At 61.8% G+C, this 17,150-nt stretch carries 12 protein-coding genes and 3 pseudogenes; 9 read left to right on the forward strand and 6 right to left on the reverse strand.

From position 1 onward, the window contains the following. Positions 1-126, forward strand: a pseudogene (locus RhoFasB10_RS26515) (D-glycerate dehydrogenase); the annotation flags it as partial. Here RhoFasB10_RS26515 and RhoFasB10_RS22260 read toward each other — a convergent pair. Further along, positions 122-1,012: pseudogene (locus RhoFasB10_RS22260) on the reverse strand (transposase); the annotation flags it as partial. The pseudogenes RhoFasB10_RS26515 and RhoFasB10_RS22260 sit on opposite strands and share 5 nt — an antisense overlap. Before the next feature lie 433 nt (positions 1,013-1,445). Between RhoFasB10_RS22260 and RhoFasB10_RS26840 the strand changes: the two are divergent. Both RhoFasB10_RS26840 and RhoFasB10_RS22270 read left to right on the forward strand, forming a co-directional pair. After that, positions 1,446-2,540, forward strand: a complete 1,095-nt coding sequence (locus RhoFasB10_RS26840; RefSeq protein ID WP_167678593.1) for an FUSC family protein — start codon at positions 1,446-1,448, stop codon at positions 2,538-2,540. Beyond that, positions 2,533-3,231, forward strand: coding sequence for an alpha/beta hydrolase (locus tag RhoFasB10_RS22270; RefSeq protein WP_167678595.1), 699 nt, complete (start codon positions 2,533-2,535; stop codon positions 3,229-3,231). Before RhoFasB10_RS26840 ends, RhoFasB10_RS22270 begins: the two co-directional genes overlap by 8 nt. A 439-nt stretch (positions 3,232-3,670) precedes the next feature. Here the strand turns inward: RhoFasB10_RS22270 and RhoFasB10_RS22275 are convergent, their stop codons facing one another. Together RhoFasB10_RS22275 and RhoFasB10_RS22280 are read right to left on the reverse strand one after the other, a co-directional pair. Further along, positions 3,671-4,489: an NAD(P)-dependent oxidoreductase gene (locus tag RhoFasB10_RS22275; RefSeq protein WP_167678597.1), complete on the reverse strand. Its 819-nt coding sequence runs from the start codon at positions 4,487-4,489 to the stop codon at positions 3,671-3,673. Further along, positions 4,486-4,935: a MarR family transcriptional regulator gene (locus tag RhoFasB10_RS22280; RefSeq protein WP_167678599.1), complete on the reverse strand. Its 450-nt coding sequence runs from the start codon at positions 4,933-4,935 to the stop codon at positions 4,486-4,488. The genes RhoFasB10_RS22275 and RhoFasB10_RS22280 overlap by 4 nt, the downstream gene beginning before the upstream one ends. Positions 4,936-5,536: 601 nt before the next feature. Here RhoFasB10_RS22280 and RhoFasB10_RS22285 point away from each other — a divergent pair. From RhoFasB10_RS22285 to RhoFasB10_RS22300, 4 genes and pseudogenes are all read left to right on the forward strand, one after another. After that, positions 5,537-6,592, forward strand: a complete 1,056-nt coding sequence (locus RhoFasB10_RS22285) for a helix-turn-helix domain-containing protein (protein WP_167678601.1) — start codon at positions 5,537-5,539, stop codon at positions 6,590-6,592. 51 nt (positions 6,593-6,643) lie between these two features. Then, entirely contained in the window at positions 6,644-7,546 is a 903-nt protein-coding gene (locus RhoFasB10_RS22290) for an alpha/beta hydrolase (protein ID WP_167678660.1), read from the forward strand. Between the two features lie 82 nt (positions 7,547-7,628). Further along, complete coding sequence (locus RhoFasB10_RS22295) at positions 7,629-8,429, forward strand: SDR family oxidoreductase (RefSeq protein WP_167678603.1); 801 nt, start codon at positions 7,629-7,631, stop codon at positions 8,427-8,429. 177 nt (positions 8,430-8,606) lie between these two features. Next, a pseudogene (locus RhoFasB10_RS22300) lies at positions 8,607-9,190 on the forward strand (acetyl-coenzyme A synthetase N-terminal domain-containing protein); the annotation flags it as partial. Positions 9,191-9,277: 87 nt separating this feature from the next. On the opposite strand, the gene RhoFasB10_RS22305 reads toward RhoFasB10_RS22300, so the two are convergent. After that, complete coding sequence (locus tag RhoFasB10_RS22305; RefSeq protein ID WP_167678605.1) at positions 9,278-11,467, reverse strand: malate synthase G; 2,190 nt, start codon at positions 11,465-11,467, stop codon at positions 9,278-9,280. A gap of 101 nt (positions 11,468-11,568) precedes the next feature. Beyond that, the gene (locus RhoFasB10_RS22310) at positions 11,569-12,846 is read right to left on the reverse strand and encodes an MFS transporter (protein ID WP_206031232.1); all 1,278 of its coding nucleotides are present in this window, start codon (positions 12,844-12,846) and stop codon (positions 11,569-11,571) included. Between the two features lie 560 nt (positions 12,847-13,406). On the opposite strand from RhoFasB10_RS22310, the gene RhoFasB10_RS22315 reads away from it, so the two are divergent. Further along, positions 13,407-13,892 (forward strand): cupin domain-containing protein, encoded by a 486-nt coding sequence (locus RhoFasB10_RS22315; RefSeq protein WP_167678607.1) that lies wholly within the window; start codon positions 13,407-13,409, stop codon positions 13,890-13,892. A 40-nt stretch (positions 13,893-13,932) separates the two neighbouring features. Here the strand turns inward: RhoFasB10_RS22315 and RhoFasB10_RS22320 are convergent, their stop codons facing one another. Beyond that, positions 13,933-15,789 carry a GAF domain-containing protein gene (locus tag RhoFasB10_RS22320; RefSeq protein WP_206031233.1) on the reverse strand — a complete coding sequence of 619 codons (1,857 nt, stop codon included), beginning with the start codon at positions 15,787-15,789 and terminating at the stop codon, positions 13,933-13,935. Positions 15,790-15,930: 141 nt separating this feature from the next. Here RhoFasB10_RS22320 and RhoFasB10_RS22325 point away from each other — a divergent pair, with 141 nt between their 5' ends. Further along, entirely contained in the window at positions 15,931-17,145 is a 1,215-nt protein-coding gene (locus RhoFasB10_RS22325) for an ABC transporter substrate-binding protein (RefSeq protein WP_167678608.1), read from the forward strand. Positions 17,146-17,150 lie beyond the last annotated feature (5 nt).

Raw genomic sequence — 17,150 nt, forward strand, 5'->3', positions numbered from 1 at the left:
ATCGCACTGCTGCTGATGTTGGCGACGGCGAGACGTGCGGTCGAGGCCGATACTCTCGTCCGAACCGGCGGGTTCGGCGGCTGGGCACCGGAATTCATGCTCGGCACCGATGTGTCCGGCCGAACTCCGAACCGTCACCGACTTCGAGAAGGATGCGTGCTGCTGTCCTGATTCCGACGCCTGGCATCGAGATCAGGACCGAGGAAAGAGGGTGGGCATCGAGCATCCTCTCCACGTCCAGACCGATTGCTTTACGTTGTTGCAGCGTCTCTTTGAGGGAATCTGCAAGTTTTGGTAGGACAGTCTCGGCAGCCGCGGACCCGGGGACTACGACGGTCTGGGCCTCGAGAGCGGTGTAGATTTCCGCGACCAGTCGGGCGCCCATTCGTGGGGCGTTCTTCACTGCGATGGCGGTCAGCTTGCGCTTGCCAGCGGTGCGGATGCCGGCGGGGCCACCGCACCGGGAGAGGATTTCGAGCACGGCGGGGTGCGTGACTCGCGGTCCGAGTACTCGTTCGAGCGCGGGGTGAATGCTGGTCAGTAGTCCCCGGATTCGGTTGCTGACGCGGGTCGCTTCGCCGGCAAGGTCGTCGTCGAAACCGATCAGAACACCGAGCTCGGCGAGTGTGTCATCGCCTGTGTCGACCCGTCGCAGCGTGTGCGGCATGGTCCTGGCCGTGTCGGCGATGATGAACGCGTCGCGCGCGTCGGTCTTCGCCTGCCCTGGATACAGATCTGCGATTCGGCGCATCGACAGGCCCGGAAGGTACGCCACTCGGTGACCGCAGGAGCGGGCGACGGTGACCGGTAGCGCACCGATCGTGTTGGGTTGATCGACCACGATCAACACAGGTCCGTACGCGGCGAGGCGGTCGAAAACTGTGCGTAGTCGAGCCTCGTCGTTGGGCAGGGCCTTGTCGTAGAGGCGGGTGCCGTCGACGGCGAGACCGACAGCGTGATGCTCGGATTTTCCCACGTCAATGCCGCAAAACACGGCGTAACTCGTGTCCATGAAGCAGTCCTTCGTCCGGTGTACCGCCGGTCGCCGATCCGACATCGATACCCGACACCCACGTTATGAAGAGACCTACTCACGATCAGCGGCCCTGTCCCTATCAGCGGTTCATCGATGCCACCACACCCGGCGACACCACCCCCCGGATCATTAATGACAGGGGCAAGAAGTCATACCAGGTCTGGCGACCGCAGCCCTCGGTTTCAAGGACCACCTAAAAGATAACGGGGAGTCACCGCGGTCGCTGCCGCAAGTTCGACAAGAGCGCGTTGCAACTGATCGGCGACCGCGTGCGGTCCCTCGACCGCAAGACGTACTGCCGTCGTGCGATCTTTGGACAATAGCGCTTGACACTTACCGTGAACGGAATTGGTTGCGGCCTTAGTTGTTCGACACCCGCGATTCTTCCGCCGCAGCGTCGGTGTTCAATGTGGCAGCCGACCTGTGTGAGGCAATCGGCGGACCCGACGCCGCCGGCTGCCGAGCTCGCCTCGCCGCGGCGTCGGCCACCGCCCGGGCAGGACGACGCAATACTCGGGCGGAGTTGGCGGGGTACGCAGCAGCAACCCTCTACGCCGAACACGCCGGCGTTCCCGCTGCGGCCGTCGCTGCGCTACGCGATGCAGCCGAGTCGACTCGGTCCGGCACTCGTGTCACGGCCCCACTCGACGAACAGGCTCCGATGACGCCGGGTTGGGATGCCCTGGTCGACGCGTTTTCCGAGGTGCCCAGAGGGCTTCCGGGCGCGGCGACGCCGCCGGTAGCCGAGCGCGCGGCCTCGGGACTGCGATCAGTGCTATCGCGGGATGTGTTCGACGCCGGAGCGCGGCTGGGTGTGTGCATGGGCGTTGCGACGGCAGTGAGCGTGGCGCTGCGCGGCACGAGTCACTCGTTTTGGTTGGTGGGCGCTGCGGTGGCAACCGTCGTTCTCCTTGTTGTACCTACCGGTGTCGGGGTTGCGGTCGGTGCTGCGGTCGCGTTGGCATTCGCCATCCTGTTGGCACCGAAGCCGTACGGACTGAATATGACCGGAGTGACGGCGGCCGCGTTGTTGACGTCGTCGTCCACCGGGTCGGTCGACGACGTCCTACCGTTGGTGAGGCTCCTCGACACCGCGCTCGGAGCACTCATCGCCATCGTCATCGGTTACCTTCTGTGGCCGGGTACGCGTAGGTTCTCGGAGGGTCAGCGGCGGCAACAGGCCGTCGACTCGGCCGAGGTGTACCTCGCCGCGGCCGGGGGAGGGTCGGGTCCGGCGTTGCAGCGGACCCGGGACGACGCGTACCGATCTGCACACCTGGCGCGGCACAGCGCAGAACGCGCACTGACAGCGCCGCCGCCGGTGAATACTGCTGCAATGCAGTTACTTCCCTACACTCTGCAGTTGGAGCGAGTCGTCGACGACATCACCCGCGTGGTCGCTATCGTCGATGCCGCAGGTTCAAGCGGTAAGGCCGTGTCCGTCGACGACGACATCCGCCGCATCGGTAAAGACCTCGACAAGATCAGGAACTGGAATGGATGACTCGGCCTGGCTTCTGCTGCACGGAACTCCGTTGACTCCTGCCGTCTGGAGCGAGGTGCGGGCCACGCTTTCCGAACGTGGGCTAGTACTCGCGCCCGACATCATCCCGCCGAGCGTTGCCGACCCCAGCGGGCTTCCAGCACGTTTGGCGGGCGAGGTGGCCGCACAACTTCCACCTGATCGGTCGTGGCACGTAGTCGGCCACTCGTTCGGCGGCCAGGTCGCGCTCGAGCTCGCACTGCTTCGGCCGGATCTCGTTGCACGGATGACACTGCTGTGCACCCAGGATACGCCTTTTCCAGCCTTCGCTAGTGCGGCAGACGCTGTTGCAGCAGGCGCGGTCGATGTCGATGGTGCGCTGCAGCGGTGGTTCGGGCCTGAGGACCTCGCTCGCGACGATTCCGTCGTCTCGTACGCCCGTCGAACGTTGGACACGGCTGATCCGGCGTCGTGGGCGTCGGCTCTCCGCGCTATAGCGGTTTTCGACTGTTCGATGCGGACGCAGTCGATCACGTGCCCGGTTCAGGTCGTGGCCGCGGAACATGACGCAGTCTCCGATACGGTCTCTATGAAGGCGATGCATGAGCGACTGCAGCGTTCAACGTTTTCCGTGCTGCGCGACTCGTGGCACATGAGCGTCTTCTCCGACCCAAGCAGGCTGTCCGAGCTGCTGCACGACTCAACGAGCTGATCTAGCGAGCACAGCGGGCCGCGTCAGGGTGAAGTCGTGCAATGTTGTCTGGGCGCGCGAAACCCAGTCTTGTCGAACCGAATTTACGATCTTAATTGCGGAGCGACCAGAAAGCGGCAAGTTGACCGCAACCATGCAGTGCCTCGTACGGCCAGACCACCGCCGACATCTTGAAAGCCAACGCCGACGCATACGTATGTGGACTCGGTGTCAACAGTTACAACGCAGCACTTCATCCGCGTCCACGAACTACTGACCGCCGAACCCCTTGTGCTCTTGCTTTCGGTCCCATCGGCTCGGTTCTGCACCGGAGTCAGCTGACGTCAAGTAGAGGACATCGGCTACTACAAAGTGGTAATGATGCCAGAAATCATCCAGCGGAGCCGAGCCCATCCGCCGACCAGGCGGTGATCGAAAAGACCGAGCGTCTGATCAGGAGTTAGATGGCGTTCTCCAGGACTGCCTGGTGAACTGTGGGAAGCCGCGTAGTGAACCCCAGCTTCCTTGCCAACGTGCCGTCGAGTCGACCCGCCCATGGGTTACGCAAAGGTTCGTCGGTGGTTTCTATTGGGGCTCCGACGAGCGCAGCGAGCTCGTACACGGTCGTGGGCGCATCGTCGGTGACGTTGACGATGCGGTTGTCGAACGCTCCGGCGAGAGCCAGATCGACGTGCCCAGCGATATCGCGGTGATGAATGAGGCTCACCGCACGAGCCGGATGCCAGTTAAGCATCGCGGCAAGCCGGGGAAGTTGTTCGAGGTGCCCATCACCGTCGCCGTAAACGAACCCGAAGCGCAACACCGACCACGTCAGGCCGCTCTCGCGCAGCAACTCCTCGGCAGCGATCTTGCTCGCCGGATACGGTTGCGCTGAATCTGCGACGTCGTCCTCACGCGCCGGTCGAGGACGGTCGACCTCGGAGTAGACCAGACCAGTGCTTGCCATGACGAGACGTGCATGCGGCGCGTGCGCGCAGGTAGCATCGATCAGGTTGCGTGTGCCCTCCAGGTTCACCTGCAGAATTTCGTCGGGATCCGGAGTCCGAAGAACCGCGGCGAGGTGAATGATGGCCGTAACTCCGTCTACGGCGGCTTCGAGTGTGCCGGGATCGAGAATGTCTCCCTGGACTGCGGTTGCGCCAGCGGGTGCGGGCCTACCCGGGCGAACGAGCACGCGGCATTCGACACCCGCGTCTACCAGTCGCTGAATGAGGCGGCTGCCCACGAGGCCTGTGCCGCCGGTGACGAGAATCGTCATAGGTTGGTTCCTTTTTCTTGGTAATGGACGATGCGATGGGTAGCGTCTCGAAGAACCCGGCGAGCAATCGCTAAATCTGCATCGTCCGCGTCTTCGAATGCGATTGTCAGAACGATCTCGATGGGGTTCGGCAGCGATTCCCAGAGAGCTTTTCCAGTGTCGGTGAGGTGGAGTATCCGTTGACGCTGGTCCGTGGCACTGGGGCTTTGGTCGACGAAACCTTTGCGCACGAGCGCAGTGACCACGCCGCTCATGGTCGGTCGCTCGATCTCGAGAAGGACTCCGAGATCGCGTTGCATGGTCGGCCCCTGATTTACCAGCACATTCAGAACGTGCCACTGTGTCCAGCCCAAGTCGAACGGGCGCAGAATCGAGTCGACCAGCGACCGACCGGTGACGTAGTAGCGCTTTGCCCATGCGCCGACTGACTCACGATCGTTAGCCACCTAACAATTATTATTCGGTGGCTAACGGAAGTCAAGCTGTATCGACTTAAGTCGCGTCCTGGCAGAAGATGTTCACAAGCCGCAACGATGCCCGCCTATGGGTCCCGGCCTGCGACGCGCCTTCCCCAAAATCGTTCCGCACACTCTGTCCGACAGCAACTGCCTCGGATCTACTAAGATCTCGAACGAATCCGCAAGTTAGGCAACCGTATAGCCCACTACGAGCCGATCTTCAGCAGGGATCTCGCCCAAGACCTGCTGATTATCTCCGAATTGCTGGCCTTCCGGTCCACGGAGACAGCAACCCGGCTTGTCGGCGTCGAGATGGTGACGACGCTGCTCTCCACTCGTCCATGCTGAGGCTATCGCTTCGGTGTGATTATTTGAAGTCCGCCACCACCCGTCATCGGGCGAAACTGTCGCGGATCTCCGGAAGCTTGTCGCGTTAGTTCTAGCAAAAGGCGTCGTCCGCCGCACAGGCTGGCCTAAAACACAGAAGAGCACCGCGCCGATACGCACCAGTGCCCCTTTGACCGGCGAGTATCAGCGGTACCGTAATTCTTGATGAGTGAGCACTGATGCTCACGACGGGAGCAGAACGATGTCGAGACGAGACGACGAGTATCGGCTGTCAGCGCCGACGGCCGACGAAAGCGCCGGTGACCGTGTGCAGCGATGGGAGCAAATGCTCTCCACGACACATCTGCCATGGTCGGTGGCGGTCCCTGACGAATCCTCGCAGCCGTTCGATGCCTACGTTCGACGCTGGTGGATCCATGATCTCGCCCTCGTCGATTGCGAATGCGATCCATGTTCGGGAACCCGGCAGCGACGCCAGGTTGCCGAAACTGAAGGCGAATTCTTCGTCGTGCTGATCAATCGTGCCGGACGTGAGACGGTCACCCAGGACGACGTCACCGTCACACTCGGTCCGGGTGATGCAGTGGTATGGGACAGTACCAAGACTGCCCGCTTCACTGTGTGGGAGAAACTGTCAAAACGGAGCCTCGTCATTCCTCGCGCCGCACTCGACGAGGTCGGAGGCAAGGCATGGGCGCATCCCGGCGTCACCTTGCGCGCAGACTCTGCTGCAACGCAGCTGTTGACGGGCTATCTTGACACCCTTGCCTGCAGCCTGCCGCACTTGAGCCAGTCTGCGGTCGCCGCGGCCCGCAATGCCACACTCGAACTGTTGATCGGTGCTGTGCGTTCCGATTCCCCCGTTGTCGCCTCATCAGGCATCGGATCAGCTCTGCGCGACGCCATCGATCGCTTCATCGAACACAATCTTCTCGATGGCCATCTCAGCCCCAGCGTCATCGCCTCCGCGCACGGGGTGTCTGTGCGTACGGTCAATCGCGCGTTCAACGCAACCGGGCAGACGGTGAGCGAAACCATCCGCATACGTCGGCTCGCGCGGGCTCGCGGTGAGCTCGCGGAGGCCGGTAAGTCCATCGGGGCAATCGCCAGCAAGTGGGGATTCTCGGACGGCAGCCATTTCAGCCGCACTTTCAAAACAACCTACGGAACGACACCCAGAGAATTTCGAGAAGCCTATTTCGCCGGCCGTGTCGCAAACATACAAAAAGATGGCCCACGTGTTATCGCCCACAAAGCCCCACTGAGTGAGACTGGAGTCACACCAGCCCGTCGGTGAGTTGCAGTACTCCCTTCGGGCTAAATGCAAACCCACCGAAGGAGATCAACAATGACTCGCCGCGATATCGAGTTCAGTGCAGAAGGCACCACGCTGCGTGGATGGTTCTACACCGCAGAAGATTCCGATGGTGCTCCGCGCCCAACAATCGTTTTGGCACACGGTTATTCGGCCGTCAAAGAAATGTACCTCGACCGGTATGCCGAGGTGTTCTCCGCAGCGGGACTGAATGCGCTCGTATTCGACAACCGCAACTTCGGTGCCAGCGACGGCGAACCACGTCAGGAGATCGACCCCTGGGCTCAAATCCGCGACTACCGCCACGCCATCACCTACGCCACTACTTTGCCCGAGGTGGACTCGAACCACATTGGAGTCTGGGGAAGCAGCTACTCAGGCGGCCACGTTCTCGTGGTCGGCGCGATCGATCGTCGAGTCAAAGCTGTTGTCAGCCAGGGGGCCTTGGTCGACGGCTATCAGAACCTGCGTCGCTTGGTCCGCCCGGACTTCATCGGCGGATTCCAGGAGCAGTTCGATGCAGATCGACTGGCCCGGTTCAAAGGAGAGGCACCGGCCATGGTCCCGGTCGTCGCCGAGGATCCATACGCACCATCGGCACTGCCGACGCCCGACTCTTATCAGTGGTTCACCGAGGGCCACAAGAACCTGGCACCGTCGTGGAAGAACGAGGTGACCCTGCGTAGCGTCGAGTTGCTCGGCGAATATGTGCCAGCGGACTACATCGCCTACATCAGTCCGACGCCACTTCTGCTGCTCCCGGCGGCGAACGACGTCCTCACCCCAACCGATCTGGCGATCGCTGCCTACGAAAAAGCACGTGAGCCCAAAAAGATCGCAGTATTACCGGGAGGGCATTTCGACATCTACACCAAGGGATTCGAGCAGTCGAGTGGTTTGGCTCGCGAATGGTTCCTCGAGCACCTCGCACAATAACGAGCGCTACGTCGCGAGTGCCTCGCGCAACCTCCTGATCGATTTTTCGTTTTTCCAGCTTGTATGAAGGGACCACCTCACCATGACCAATCGTCTACACAACAAAGTCATCGTCGTCACGGGATCATCGTCCGGCCTGGGCCGCGGAATTGCCAAAGCATGTGCGGCGCAGGGCGCCAAACTGGTTATCAGCGACATTCACGAACAGCCCACCACCGGCGGCTTCGAGGACGACGCCGCGTTGACTACAGCCGAGTCAATCCAGAAGTCCGGCGGTGAGGCAATTTTCGTCCAGGCTGACGTCACGAAGTCCAACCAGGTCGCGGCATTGGTCGCGCAGACCGTCACCGAGTTCGGCCGGCTCGATGTGTTCATCAATAACGCCGGCATATTCCGTGCAGGCAAACGCCTGCACGAGTTCAGCGAAGCCGATCTCGACATCTGCTTCGACGTCAACGCCAAAGGCACCTTCTTCGGCTCCCAGGAGGCCATCAAACAGTTCCTCGCCCAGGGGGACGGCGGAAACATCGTCAACATTGTATCTACAGCCGGGCTTCAGGGACATCCGAATCAGTCGGTGTACAACATCTCGAAGGGTGCGGCAGCGAACCTGACCCGTTGCCTGGCCATCGAGTACGGCAAGGACCAGATCCGGGTGAACGGGATCTGCCCCACCTACGCGAAGACGGCTCTAACGCGAGAGCTGTTCGACGACAAAGCTTTCGACGACTCCTTCACCGAGTCGATCCCGCTCAAGCGCTGGGGAGAGGTCGTGGACGTTGCGAACCTCGCCGTCTTCCTCGCCTCCGATGAATCGAGCTATATCCACGGAGATCTGGTCAAGATCGACGGTGGCGAGACATTGTGCCGCTACTCGGTTTGACCGATTGAAGATTCCACCATCTCGCGCGGCGGCACCACCCCTTGGTGCCGCCGCGCGGAACCACTTTGTCCGCGGCCCCGAGTCTCAGCATGCTCACCTAACCCGGTAGAACCCGCACGAAGGAATCTTCTCGCACCGTGAGTACCAGCCCGTCGGCGCAGCCGGGAGTCGAGTCCTATCCCCTCCACCCCAGCAACCCGGGCTCAGGCGAACGCGACGGCCGACCTCTACGCCGACGCTGAGACCGATCGTCTGGCGTTCTGGGCCGAGCAGGCACGCCGCCTTCACTGGCACCCCGTTCACCGAGGTACTGGACTGGGCCGATGCCCCCGTCGCCAAGTGGTTCGCCGACGGCGAGCTCAACGTCGCCTACAACTGCGTCGACCGCCACGTGCCCGACGGACACGGCGACCAGGTCGCCATCCGCTGGGAGGGCGAGCCCGGCGACAGCCGCGACGTCACCTACTCCGACCTGCTCGCCAAGGTCAGCCAGGCCGCCAACACCCTTTCCGACCTGGGCCTCGTCGCCTGCGACCGCGTTGCGATCTACATACCGATGATCCCCGAAGCCATCGTCTCCATCCTCACGTGCGCCCGACTCGGCTCACCTCACGTGCGCCCGACTCGGCTCACCTCACGTGCGCCCGACTCGGCTCACCGCACTGCGCTCCCGCATCGACGACACCGAAGCCAAACTCGTCATCACCACCGACGGCCAGTGGCGACGTGGCAAGCCCACACCGATCAAGGAGACCGTCGACCCCGACGTCTTCGAAGCAATCAAGAAGGGTCGCCAGATCGGCCCAGCCCTGAAGTCGACACTGCGCAGGGGTCGACCTCAGCGCAGCTCAGCTGTTGGCTGCTTTGTACTCGCGGCGGCGGCGGTGCAGGATCGGCTCGGTGTAGCCGTTGGGCTGGCTGGTGCCCTGGAAGATCAGGTCACTGGCCGCTTGGAAGGCGATGTTGGTCTCGAAGTCCGGCGCGAGATTCTTGTACGTCGGGTCCGAGCTGTTCTGGCGGTCCACCACAGGTGCCATCCGCTCGAGCGACGCACGTACCTGGTCCTCGGTGACGATGCCGTGGCGGAGCCAGTTGGCGATGAACTGACTCGAGATGCGCAGTGTCGCGCGGTCCTCCATCAGTGCGACATCGTCGATATCGGGCACCTTCGAACAACCGACGCCGTGGTCGATCCACCGCACGACGTACCCGAGGATCGACTGTGAACTGTTGTCGAGTTCTTTCTGCTTCTGCTCCTCGGACCAATCGGTGGACGGTGCCAGTGGAATTTCGAGGATTTCGTCGATGCTGGCCCGCTTGGCCTTCGCGATCTCTTCCTGGCGGGCGAAGACATCGACCTTGTGATAGTGCAAGGCGTGCAGTGTTGCTGCCGTCGGTGAGGGCACCCATGCGGTGTTCGCGCCGGCCTGCGGGTGGCCGATCTTCTGCTCGAGCATGTCGTGCATCAGATCCGGCATCGCCCACATGCCCTTGCCGATCTGCGCTCTGCCTTCCAGGCCTGCCGCGAGACCGGTGTCGACGTTGAAGTCCTCGTACGCCTTGATCCACTTCTGGGCTTTCATCTCACCCTTCGGCACGACCGGGCCGGCTTCCATCGAGGTGTGGATTTCGTCGCCCGTGCGGTCCAGGAAGCCGGTGTTGATGAACACCACCCGTTCCTTCGCCGCCTCGATTGCGGCCTTCAGGTTGACCGTGGTGCGACGTTCCTCGTCCATGATGCCGACCTTGAGGGTGTTCTCGGGCAGTCCTAGGACCTTCTCGACCCGCCCGAACAATTGCGCGGTGAACGCGACCTCGTCGGGTCCGTGCATCTTCGGCTTGACGATGTACAACGACCCGGTCCGACTGTTTTTCAGGACGTTGCCCGCAGCGATCGAATGCAACCCAGTGAGAGAAGTGAACAGGGCATCGAGAATGCCTTCGGGGACCTCGTTGCCGTCCGCGTCGAGAATTGCGTCGGAAGTCATCAAATGACCGACGTTGCGGACGAACAACAGCGACCGGCCGTGCAAGGTGAGTTCGCTGCCGTCGACCGCTGTATAGGTGCGGTCCGCGTTGAGGGTGCGGGTAAAGGTTTTGCCGCCCTTGGACACTTCCTCGGTGAGATCACCGCGCATCAACCCGAGCCAGTTTCGGTAGCCCAGCACCTTGTCGTCCGCATCGACCGCGGCGACCGAATCCTCGAAGTCCATGATCGTGGTCACCGCGGATTCGAGCAGAACATCTTTGACGCCCGCGGCGTCGGTCTTTCCGATCGGGCTTTCGGGATCGATCTGAATTTCGAAGTGCAACCCGTTGTGCACCAACAGAATGGCAGTCGGCGCATCCGAGGAACCCTGGCATCCGAGCAACTGCGCCGGATCCTTCAATCCGACCGTCGACCCGTCGGCGAGAGTCACCGTCAACGAGGCTGCAGGCGCCTCGTCGAACTGCAGGACGTAATTCGTCGAACCCACATGCGAGCCGGAGGACAGGGGAGCTGCCTCGTCGAGGAATTCGCGGGCGAATGCGATGACCTTGTCGCCGCGCACCTTGTTGTAGCTGCTGCCCTTCTCCGCGCCGCCATCCTCGGAGATTGCGTCGGTGCCGTAGAGAGCATCGTAGAGCGAACCCCACCGAGCATTGGACGCATTGATCGCGAACCGGGCGTTGAGCACCGGAACCACCAGCTGCGGACCAGCAGTGGACGTGATCTCCGTGTCGACACCCGAGGTGCTGATCGAGAAGTCGGAAGGCTCGCCCTGCAGGTAGCCGATCTCCTTCAGGAATGCCTTGTATGCGCCGCGGTCGTAATCGGGGCCGGCGTGCTCGCCGTGCCATGCATCGACCTTGCCCTGGATTTCGTCACGAACCGCGAGAAGCGCCTTGTTCTTCGGAGCCAGATCGGTGATCACCGATTCCGCGCCACTCCAGAACTGCTCGGAATCGACACCGGTACCCGGAAGCGCCTCGCCCTCGACGAAGCCGTACAAAACCTTGGCAACCTGCAGACCACCAACTCGAACTCGATCGGACACGTGAGTTCTCCTTCAAAATATGCGCACTCAGCCTAACGGAACTGCTTTCGGCTCCGCGAGCGTTGATCGACGCAGAGCCGAAAGCGGTGAGGAAGTGGTGACTAGCTTCTGGCTGTCGTGGTGTCGGTGTTGGACTTCTTCGCAACAACGGCGGCGACTGTGGTCACGGGAGGGGTTCTCCGTAGCAGCTGGCGTAGGAGGACCACGATACCGAGGGCCACGATGGCCGCGATCGTCAGGAGTCCGATGGCCGAGGATGGGTCTCCGGTCCGTGATTCAGCGATGCCGAACAAATTCGGCCCGAAGAAACCGCCGAGAAGTCCGATGGAGTTGATCATGGCCAAACCTGCGGCCGACTGAACGCCACTGATTCGGCTCATGGCAACCGACCAAAGAATAGGGGCTGTGCCGGTGACGAAGAACTGCATAACGGCCAGGGCGATCAAGCTGACGACATGTCCTGAGTTGGCGGCGACGAACGTCGAAACGGCTGCCCCGACCATTGCCACGGCAACAAAACGTATGGGGTTGGCGTATTTACGGAAGAGTCGGGGGTAGATGAGTACACCGATCAGCGCACCGACTGCGGGTAGACCTGAGATCGCGCCGATTGCGAAGGTTCCCGATACTCCCGAGGCTTCGACAATGCTGGGCATGAAGAAGGTGATGCCGTAGACGCAGAGTTGGGTGACGAAGTAGATGACAGCGATCGAGAGTAAAACCCCGCTGGAGAACACCGAGGCAAGGGCTTGACGGACAGAGTGCTTTTCTTCACCGGCGACGGTGGTCTTGGCTAGTAGAGCTTCTTTCTCGTCGCCGGTAAGCCAGCGAGCATCCTTGGGGCCGTTGGGCAGGTAGAACCACAGGAAGAATCCGAACAGGACGGTGGGAATGCCTTCGAGGAGTAGAAGCCACTGCCAGCCGTACAGTCCAAGCGCGCCGTCGAGGGTCATGATGGCCCCGCCGAGCGGACTGCCGAACACTGTGGCGACTTGCGGGGCGACCAAGAGCATGCCGACGGCGACAGCGCGGTCACGGGCGGCGAACCACAGGGTGAAGTAGAACAGCATTCCAGGGTAGAAACCGGCCTCGGCGACGCCGAGGAGGAACCGCATGATGTAGAAGCTGGTTTCGCCTTGCACGAACATCGTTAGCGTCGAGATTGCACCCCACGAGATGACGATGCGGCTGATCCATCGCCGAGCACCGAACTTGTGCAGCATGAGGTTGCTCGGTATCTCGAGGACGCAGTAGGCGATGAAAAACAGACCTGCGCCGAAGCCGAATGCCGCCGCCGAAATCCCGAGATCGACATCGAGACGGGTTTTCGCCAGCGCGATGTTGGTGCGATCGAGGAAGTTCAGCACATACGCGAACATCAGTACGGGGATTAGTCGGACCCACACCTTCTGGGTGGCTGACTTGTACAGGCGTTCGATCGCGTCGAGCGGTATCGGCGGTATCGGTGCGGTCATGAGTGTGGTCCTCTCGGGGGCGGAAGCATCCATGAGGTTCAGCCGATGATGTAGTCGTCGCGTGTGACGTTCACCTTGCGCACCTCACTGCGTGGTGTAGGTCACGGTATCGGCGCCTCATGACGGACGTGAGAGCAAAGTCCACCACCATTCAAAGGATTTGGGTGTCATTTTTTACCCCTGTAAGTGGCCGATCGTGTCCGCGATGCACCTTTCGAGTGGCCCGCCTCATCTGTAGCTGCGAACAGCAGGGTGTGGCGATTAGCCCTGCGTGTAGCGAACATATCCACCTAGCGCGGGATGGCAGTAGTGAAAAAAGCTATGCACATCCGGCATGCCACGTGCATAAAGTTACCGATATGTCGTGCGTCACAGGTTCGTGAGCATCGGCAACCCATCGAGAGAATGAGGCAGTAGTGGATATTCGTCGGATCGTCACCGGTTACGACGCGCAGAAGAGGTCTGTGATCGCAGAGAACGACGTGCTCGAGCCCGTCGCGCCGGCAGCTCTGGCCGGATTGGACTTCTTCCCGATCTGGGCCACCGACCACCACGGGCGACCAGTGACCCCCGACAGCGCAGGATCTGTCCCTTATTGGCCAGAGACCGGCGGCACGCGCTTCCTGCTCGTGCGGTGGGCGCCACTATCTGCCTTGCCTGAGCCATCGGGCGATGTCGACGAACTCAATGCCGATGCCGAGCGACAGCTACCTGGATTGATGGGAGCGTTCGAGCCGGAGAACCCGGGCTTTCACACCTCCGATTCCGTCGACTACGGATTGTGCTTGGAGGGAGAGATGTGGCTTCGTCTTGACGATGACGTTGAGCAACAGATCCTCCCCGGCACGTGTGTTGTGCAACGAGGAACACGGCACAAGTGGGAAAACAGAAGCGACCGCCCTGCGACCATGCTGTTCGTACTGGTCGGAGCAGGCCGTAGCGGCGTCTGAACGCCTCGCAACCGACGCCGGTGAAGGGTGGGCCGACCAGTCACCTCACCGGCGACGGCCCGAGAACCCCGGTCAAGGTATGCAGTTTGACGGCGACCTGCAACGACAGTGCGCTGTCGGGTTGTTGCCATCGTTCACCGATCACCGCGCCGACGCGGTCGAGCCTCTTGATCAACGTGTTCATGTGCACATGCAGCGCTTTCGCAGTTCTGGTCAGGTTCGCAGAATTGTCGAAATAGACCGCCAGTGTTCCGACCAGATCAGTACCGCGCCGGGTGTCGTAGTCGAGCAGCGCACCGAGGTTGTCGGCAAGAAGGATTGCCAGGTCTTCTGCTCGATCAGGATCGAATAAGGTTGCGTACAGGCCCAGATGTGCACTGGTCGTTCCGCGGTCATCTATTCCGGTGGCACGCAGAATCTTCAGGCATCGCGATGCGATGGTGAAGGGCCGTGTCAACGCATCGTTCGCGCCCGTTACAGGAGTCGCGCACACCAGAATCGGTTCGTGCAGAGTTGCGCGCAACCGTCGTTGAATGGCGACCGCGGCGCCGTCGAGGTCGTCGGCGACGATGAGCATCGTCGATGTACCGAAATACTCTCCCGCCAAGCCGGACCATTCGGCGGAGAAGGTGTGCAGTCTCCGGGTCAGATCTACCGAACGGCGTGAAAAACCCTCTGCCACAACAAGTGCGGTGAAGTTCTCGACCTGCACGTGTCGAGATGCGGCTCGTGTCGCCAGCTCGGCTGGGATAGGCCGAGGTGAGGTGATCACCTCGGTCAACAGCTCGCCCCGTACGCGTTCCTCGGCCTCGACAACGGCGTTCTGTTTCAGCGTCATCAGGCCCAGAATCTGTGATGCGCGTTCTAGGGTGCGCTGCTCGACAGCGCTGGGGCTGTGCAGGTGCGTGAGAACCACCGCTCCGAGGTAAGTGTCGCCGGCAAGGATGGCTACGAGGCTGTGGAACTGCGGTTCCGGATCCGCGTCGACGTCGTGCACGGTCACGCATCGACCGGTCCTTCGGCTGTCGGACTGCGCGCCGCTCAGTCCGTCCGACGGTGCGTCCGCTTTCCCGCGGACGTTGTCGGTGGTGACCAAGAGATGATCGTCCCGGTCGTAGATCGCGACCCGCCCACCCAGCGAGGTCACGAGCAACTGCGCGACTTCCCGTGCGCCACCGCCGGTGAGCACGACCCGCGTCAACGCTTCGTGAACGGCCGCCGAGCGCTCGATGGTCGCATAAGCGTCCCGCAGATCAGCGAGAGCGCGGGTGCTTTCCTCGTAGAGACGAGCGTTTTGCAGTGCGACTGCGGCGTGGTCGGCGAAGGCGCTGAGCAGGGCTACCTCGTCGATGTCGAAGGGGCGCTCGACGCGGTCGGCAGCGTAGAGGATGCCGAACACTCGTGTTCCGTCGCGCAGCGGTACACCCAGCAGCGCCACGATACCTTCGGCTTGCAGAACTGCATCGAAACCCGGGTCGTGCGTCAGCGACCGGTCCGTGAGGTAGTTGCTGACCCAGAACGCTGACTGAGTTTCCACGACACGACCTCCCACCCCGGTGTTCCCTGGCACGTGGGCGGTTCTGAATTCCGGCGACAGCGATCCTTCGACAGCGCGCAGCGTCAGTTCCGAATACGGATCGTCGAACACCGACAGGTATGTGACGTCCGTTCCGATGAGTTCGTGCGCGTGCCGCACGATCGAAGTCAGGACGGTGTCGACCTCGCCCAGAGCGGTGAGAGCTCGGGCGGTGGCATACAGGCTGGCCAGCTCGCGCTCACGGCGCTGACGGTGCTCGACGACGTCGGATAACGACTGCGCTGGACTGTCCTGCGGCTTCGAGATGCTCAGGCTGGGCATGGCGAGTGCGTTCGACGGACGGGTGTGCTCGATTTCCACACTGAGAACCGTACAGAAGTGGTACTTCCTACCCTCTCGGATCGACGAATGCGGCGGTACGTTTCGCTGACCCATTAAGTGGTCCAGTTCACAGTTCTTGTGCGGCGTGAAGCCGATCACGAGATTCGAGGAGTTCGCAGCATGATGAAAATCCGGATCCCGGTCTTTGCCGCTGTCGCGGTGTCCTGCCTGACGCTTGCGGCGTGTGGAAGCTCGACCGACCCCAACGCAGCAACCTCGACGAGCGGATCGCAGGACGGTCCGATCATCATCGGTGCAGCCGTAGCGACATCGGGTTTCATGACCTCGTTCGACGAACCGGACATGGCCGGATTCAAGATCGCGATGGACGAGGTCAACGCCGCAGGCGGCATCGGCGGACGTCAGATCGAACTTATCCAGGAAGACACCACCTCCACCGCGGCCGGAGCGAAGAAAGCCGCCGAAACCCTGATCGATCAGGGGGCGCAAGTCCTGCTGACCAGCGCTAATTTCGATGTCGGGTCCCCGGCCGGTATCGCCGCTCAAGACCAGGGCATCCTCAACGTCAGCATCGGTGCCGCGTCCCCGAAGTACGGCGCGCAAGGAATCGGCCCTCAGGCGTACACCGTGGCACCGGCGACGTACCTCGAAGGGGCAACGCTGGCGCAACTCGCGAAAGACAAGGGGTGGGCCACCCCGTTCTTGCTCGACGACAAATCACTCGACTATTCCACCGAGGTCTGCCAAGGGTTCCGAGATCAAGCCGCCAATCTGGGACTGCAGACGCAAGAGGACTCGTTCAACAACTCAGACCAGTCGATCGCATCGCAGATCACCAAGATCAAGTCCTCCGGTGCCACGGCCATCGCCTTGTGCTCGTACACCCCGGGCGGGGCAACCGCCGTGCGCCAGATCCGCGCTGCAGGAATCGATCTGCCGATCCTCTCCGGTATCGGTATGGCCGGAACTTATTGGCTCGATGCGGTCCCCGACTTGAGTAATTTTTACACGGCCTCCACCGCCTCGATTTACGGAGACGACCCCAACCCGAAGGTCAACGACTTCATTGCCAAGTTCACCGAGGCCACAGGAGCAGGACCGGCGACCGACGCAGCCGTAGGCGGGTACTCCGCTGGTGAACTGATCTTCGGTGCCATCGAAAAGGCCGGCGGAAGCACCGACGGTGCAGCCTTGTCCGAACAACTCGACTCACTCACCGATGAATCGCTAATGGCAGGATCGACGACCTTCACTCCGGAACTGCACATTCCCGCTGACCGCCCACTGGCGATCATCGAATACACCGCCGGAAAGCCCGCGTACACCGAAACTCTCCCGGTCGAGGGCACCGTCGACCTCCACTTGGGCAACTGACCGCG

This window comes from Rhodococcus sp. B10, assembly GCF_011770055.1.
Lineage (GTDB): Bacteria > Actinomycetota > Actinomycetes > Mycobacteriales > Mycobacteriaceae > Rhodococcoides > Rhodococcoides kyotonensis_B.

What these genes read in the sequence shown, in the direction of transcription:
- RhoFasB10_RS22275 (WP_167678597.1), bottom strand. Translation starts at nt 4,489, where the DNA reads ATGACGATTCTCGTCACCGGCGGCACAGGCCTCGTGGGCAGCCGCCTC.
- RhoFasB10_RS22290 (WP_167678660.1), top strand. Translation starts at nt 6,644, where the DNA reads ATGACTCGCCGCGATATCGAGTTCAGTGCAGAAGGCACCACGCTGCGT.
- RhoFasB10_RS22310 (WP_206031232.1), bottom strand. Translation starts at nt 12,846, where the DNA reads ATGTTCGCGTATGTGCTGAACTTCCTCGATCGCACCAACATCGCGCTG.
- RhoFasB10_RS22285 (WP_167678601.1), top strand. Translation starts at nt 5,537, where the DNA reads ATGTCGAGACGAGACGACGAGTATCGGCTGTCAGCGCCGACGGCCGAC.
- RhoFasB10_RS22295 (WP_167678603.1), top strand. Translation starts at nt 7,629, where the DNA reads ATGACCAATCGTCTACACAACAAAGTCATCGTCGTCACGGGATCATCG.
- RhoFasB10_RS22325 (WP_167678608.1), top strand. Translation starts at nt 15,931, where the DNA reads ATGATGAAAATCCGGATCCCGGTCTTTGCCGCTGTCGCGGTGTCCTGC.
- RhoFasB10_RS22270 (WP_167678595.1), top strand. Translation starts at nt 2,533, where the DNA reads ATGGATGACTCGGCCTGGCTTCTGCTGCACGGAACTCCGTTGACTCCT.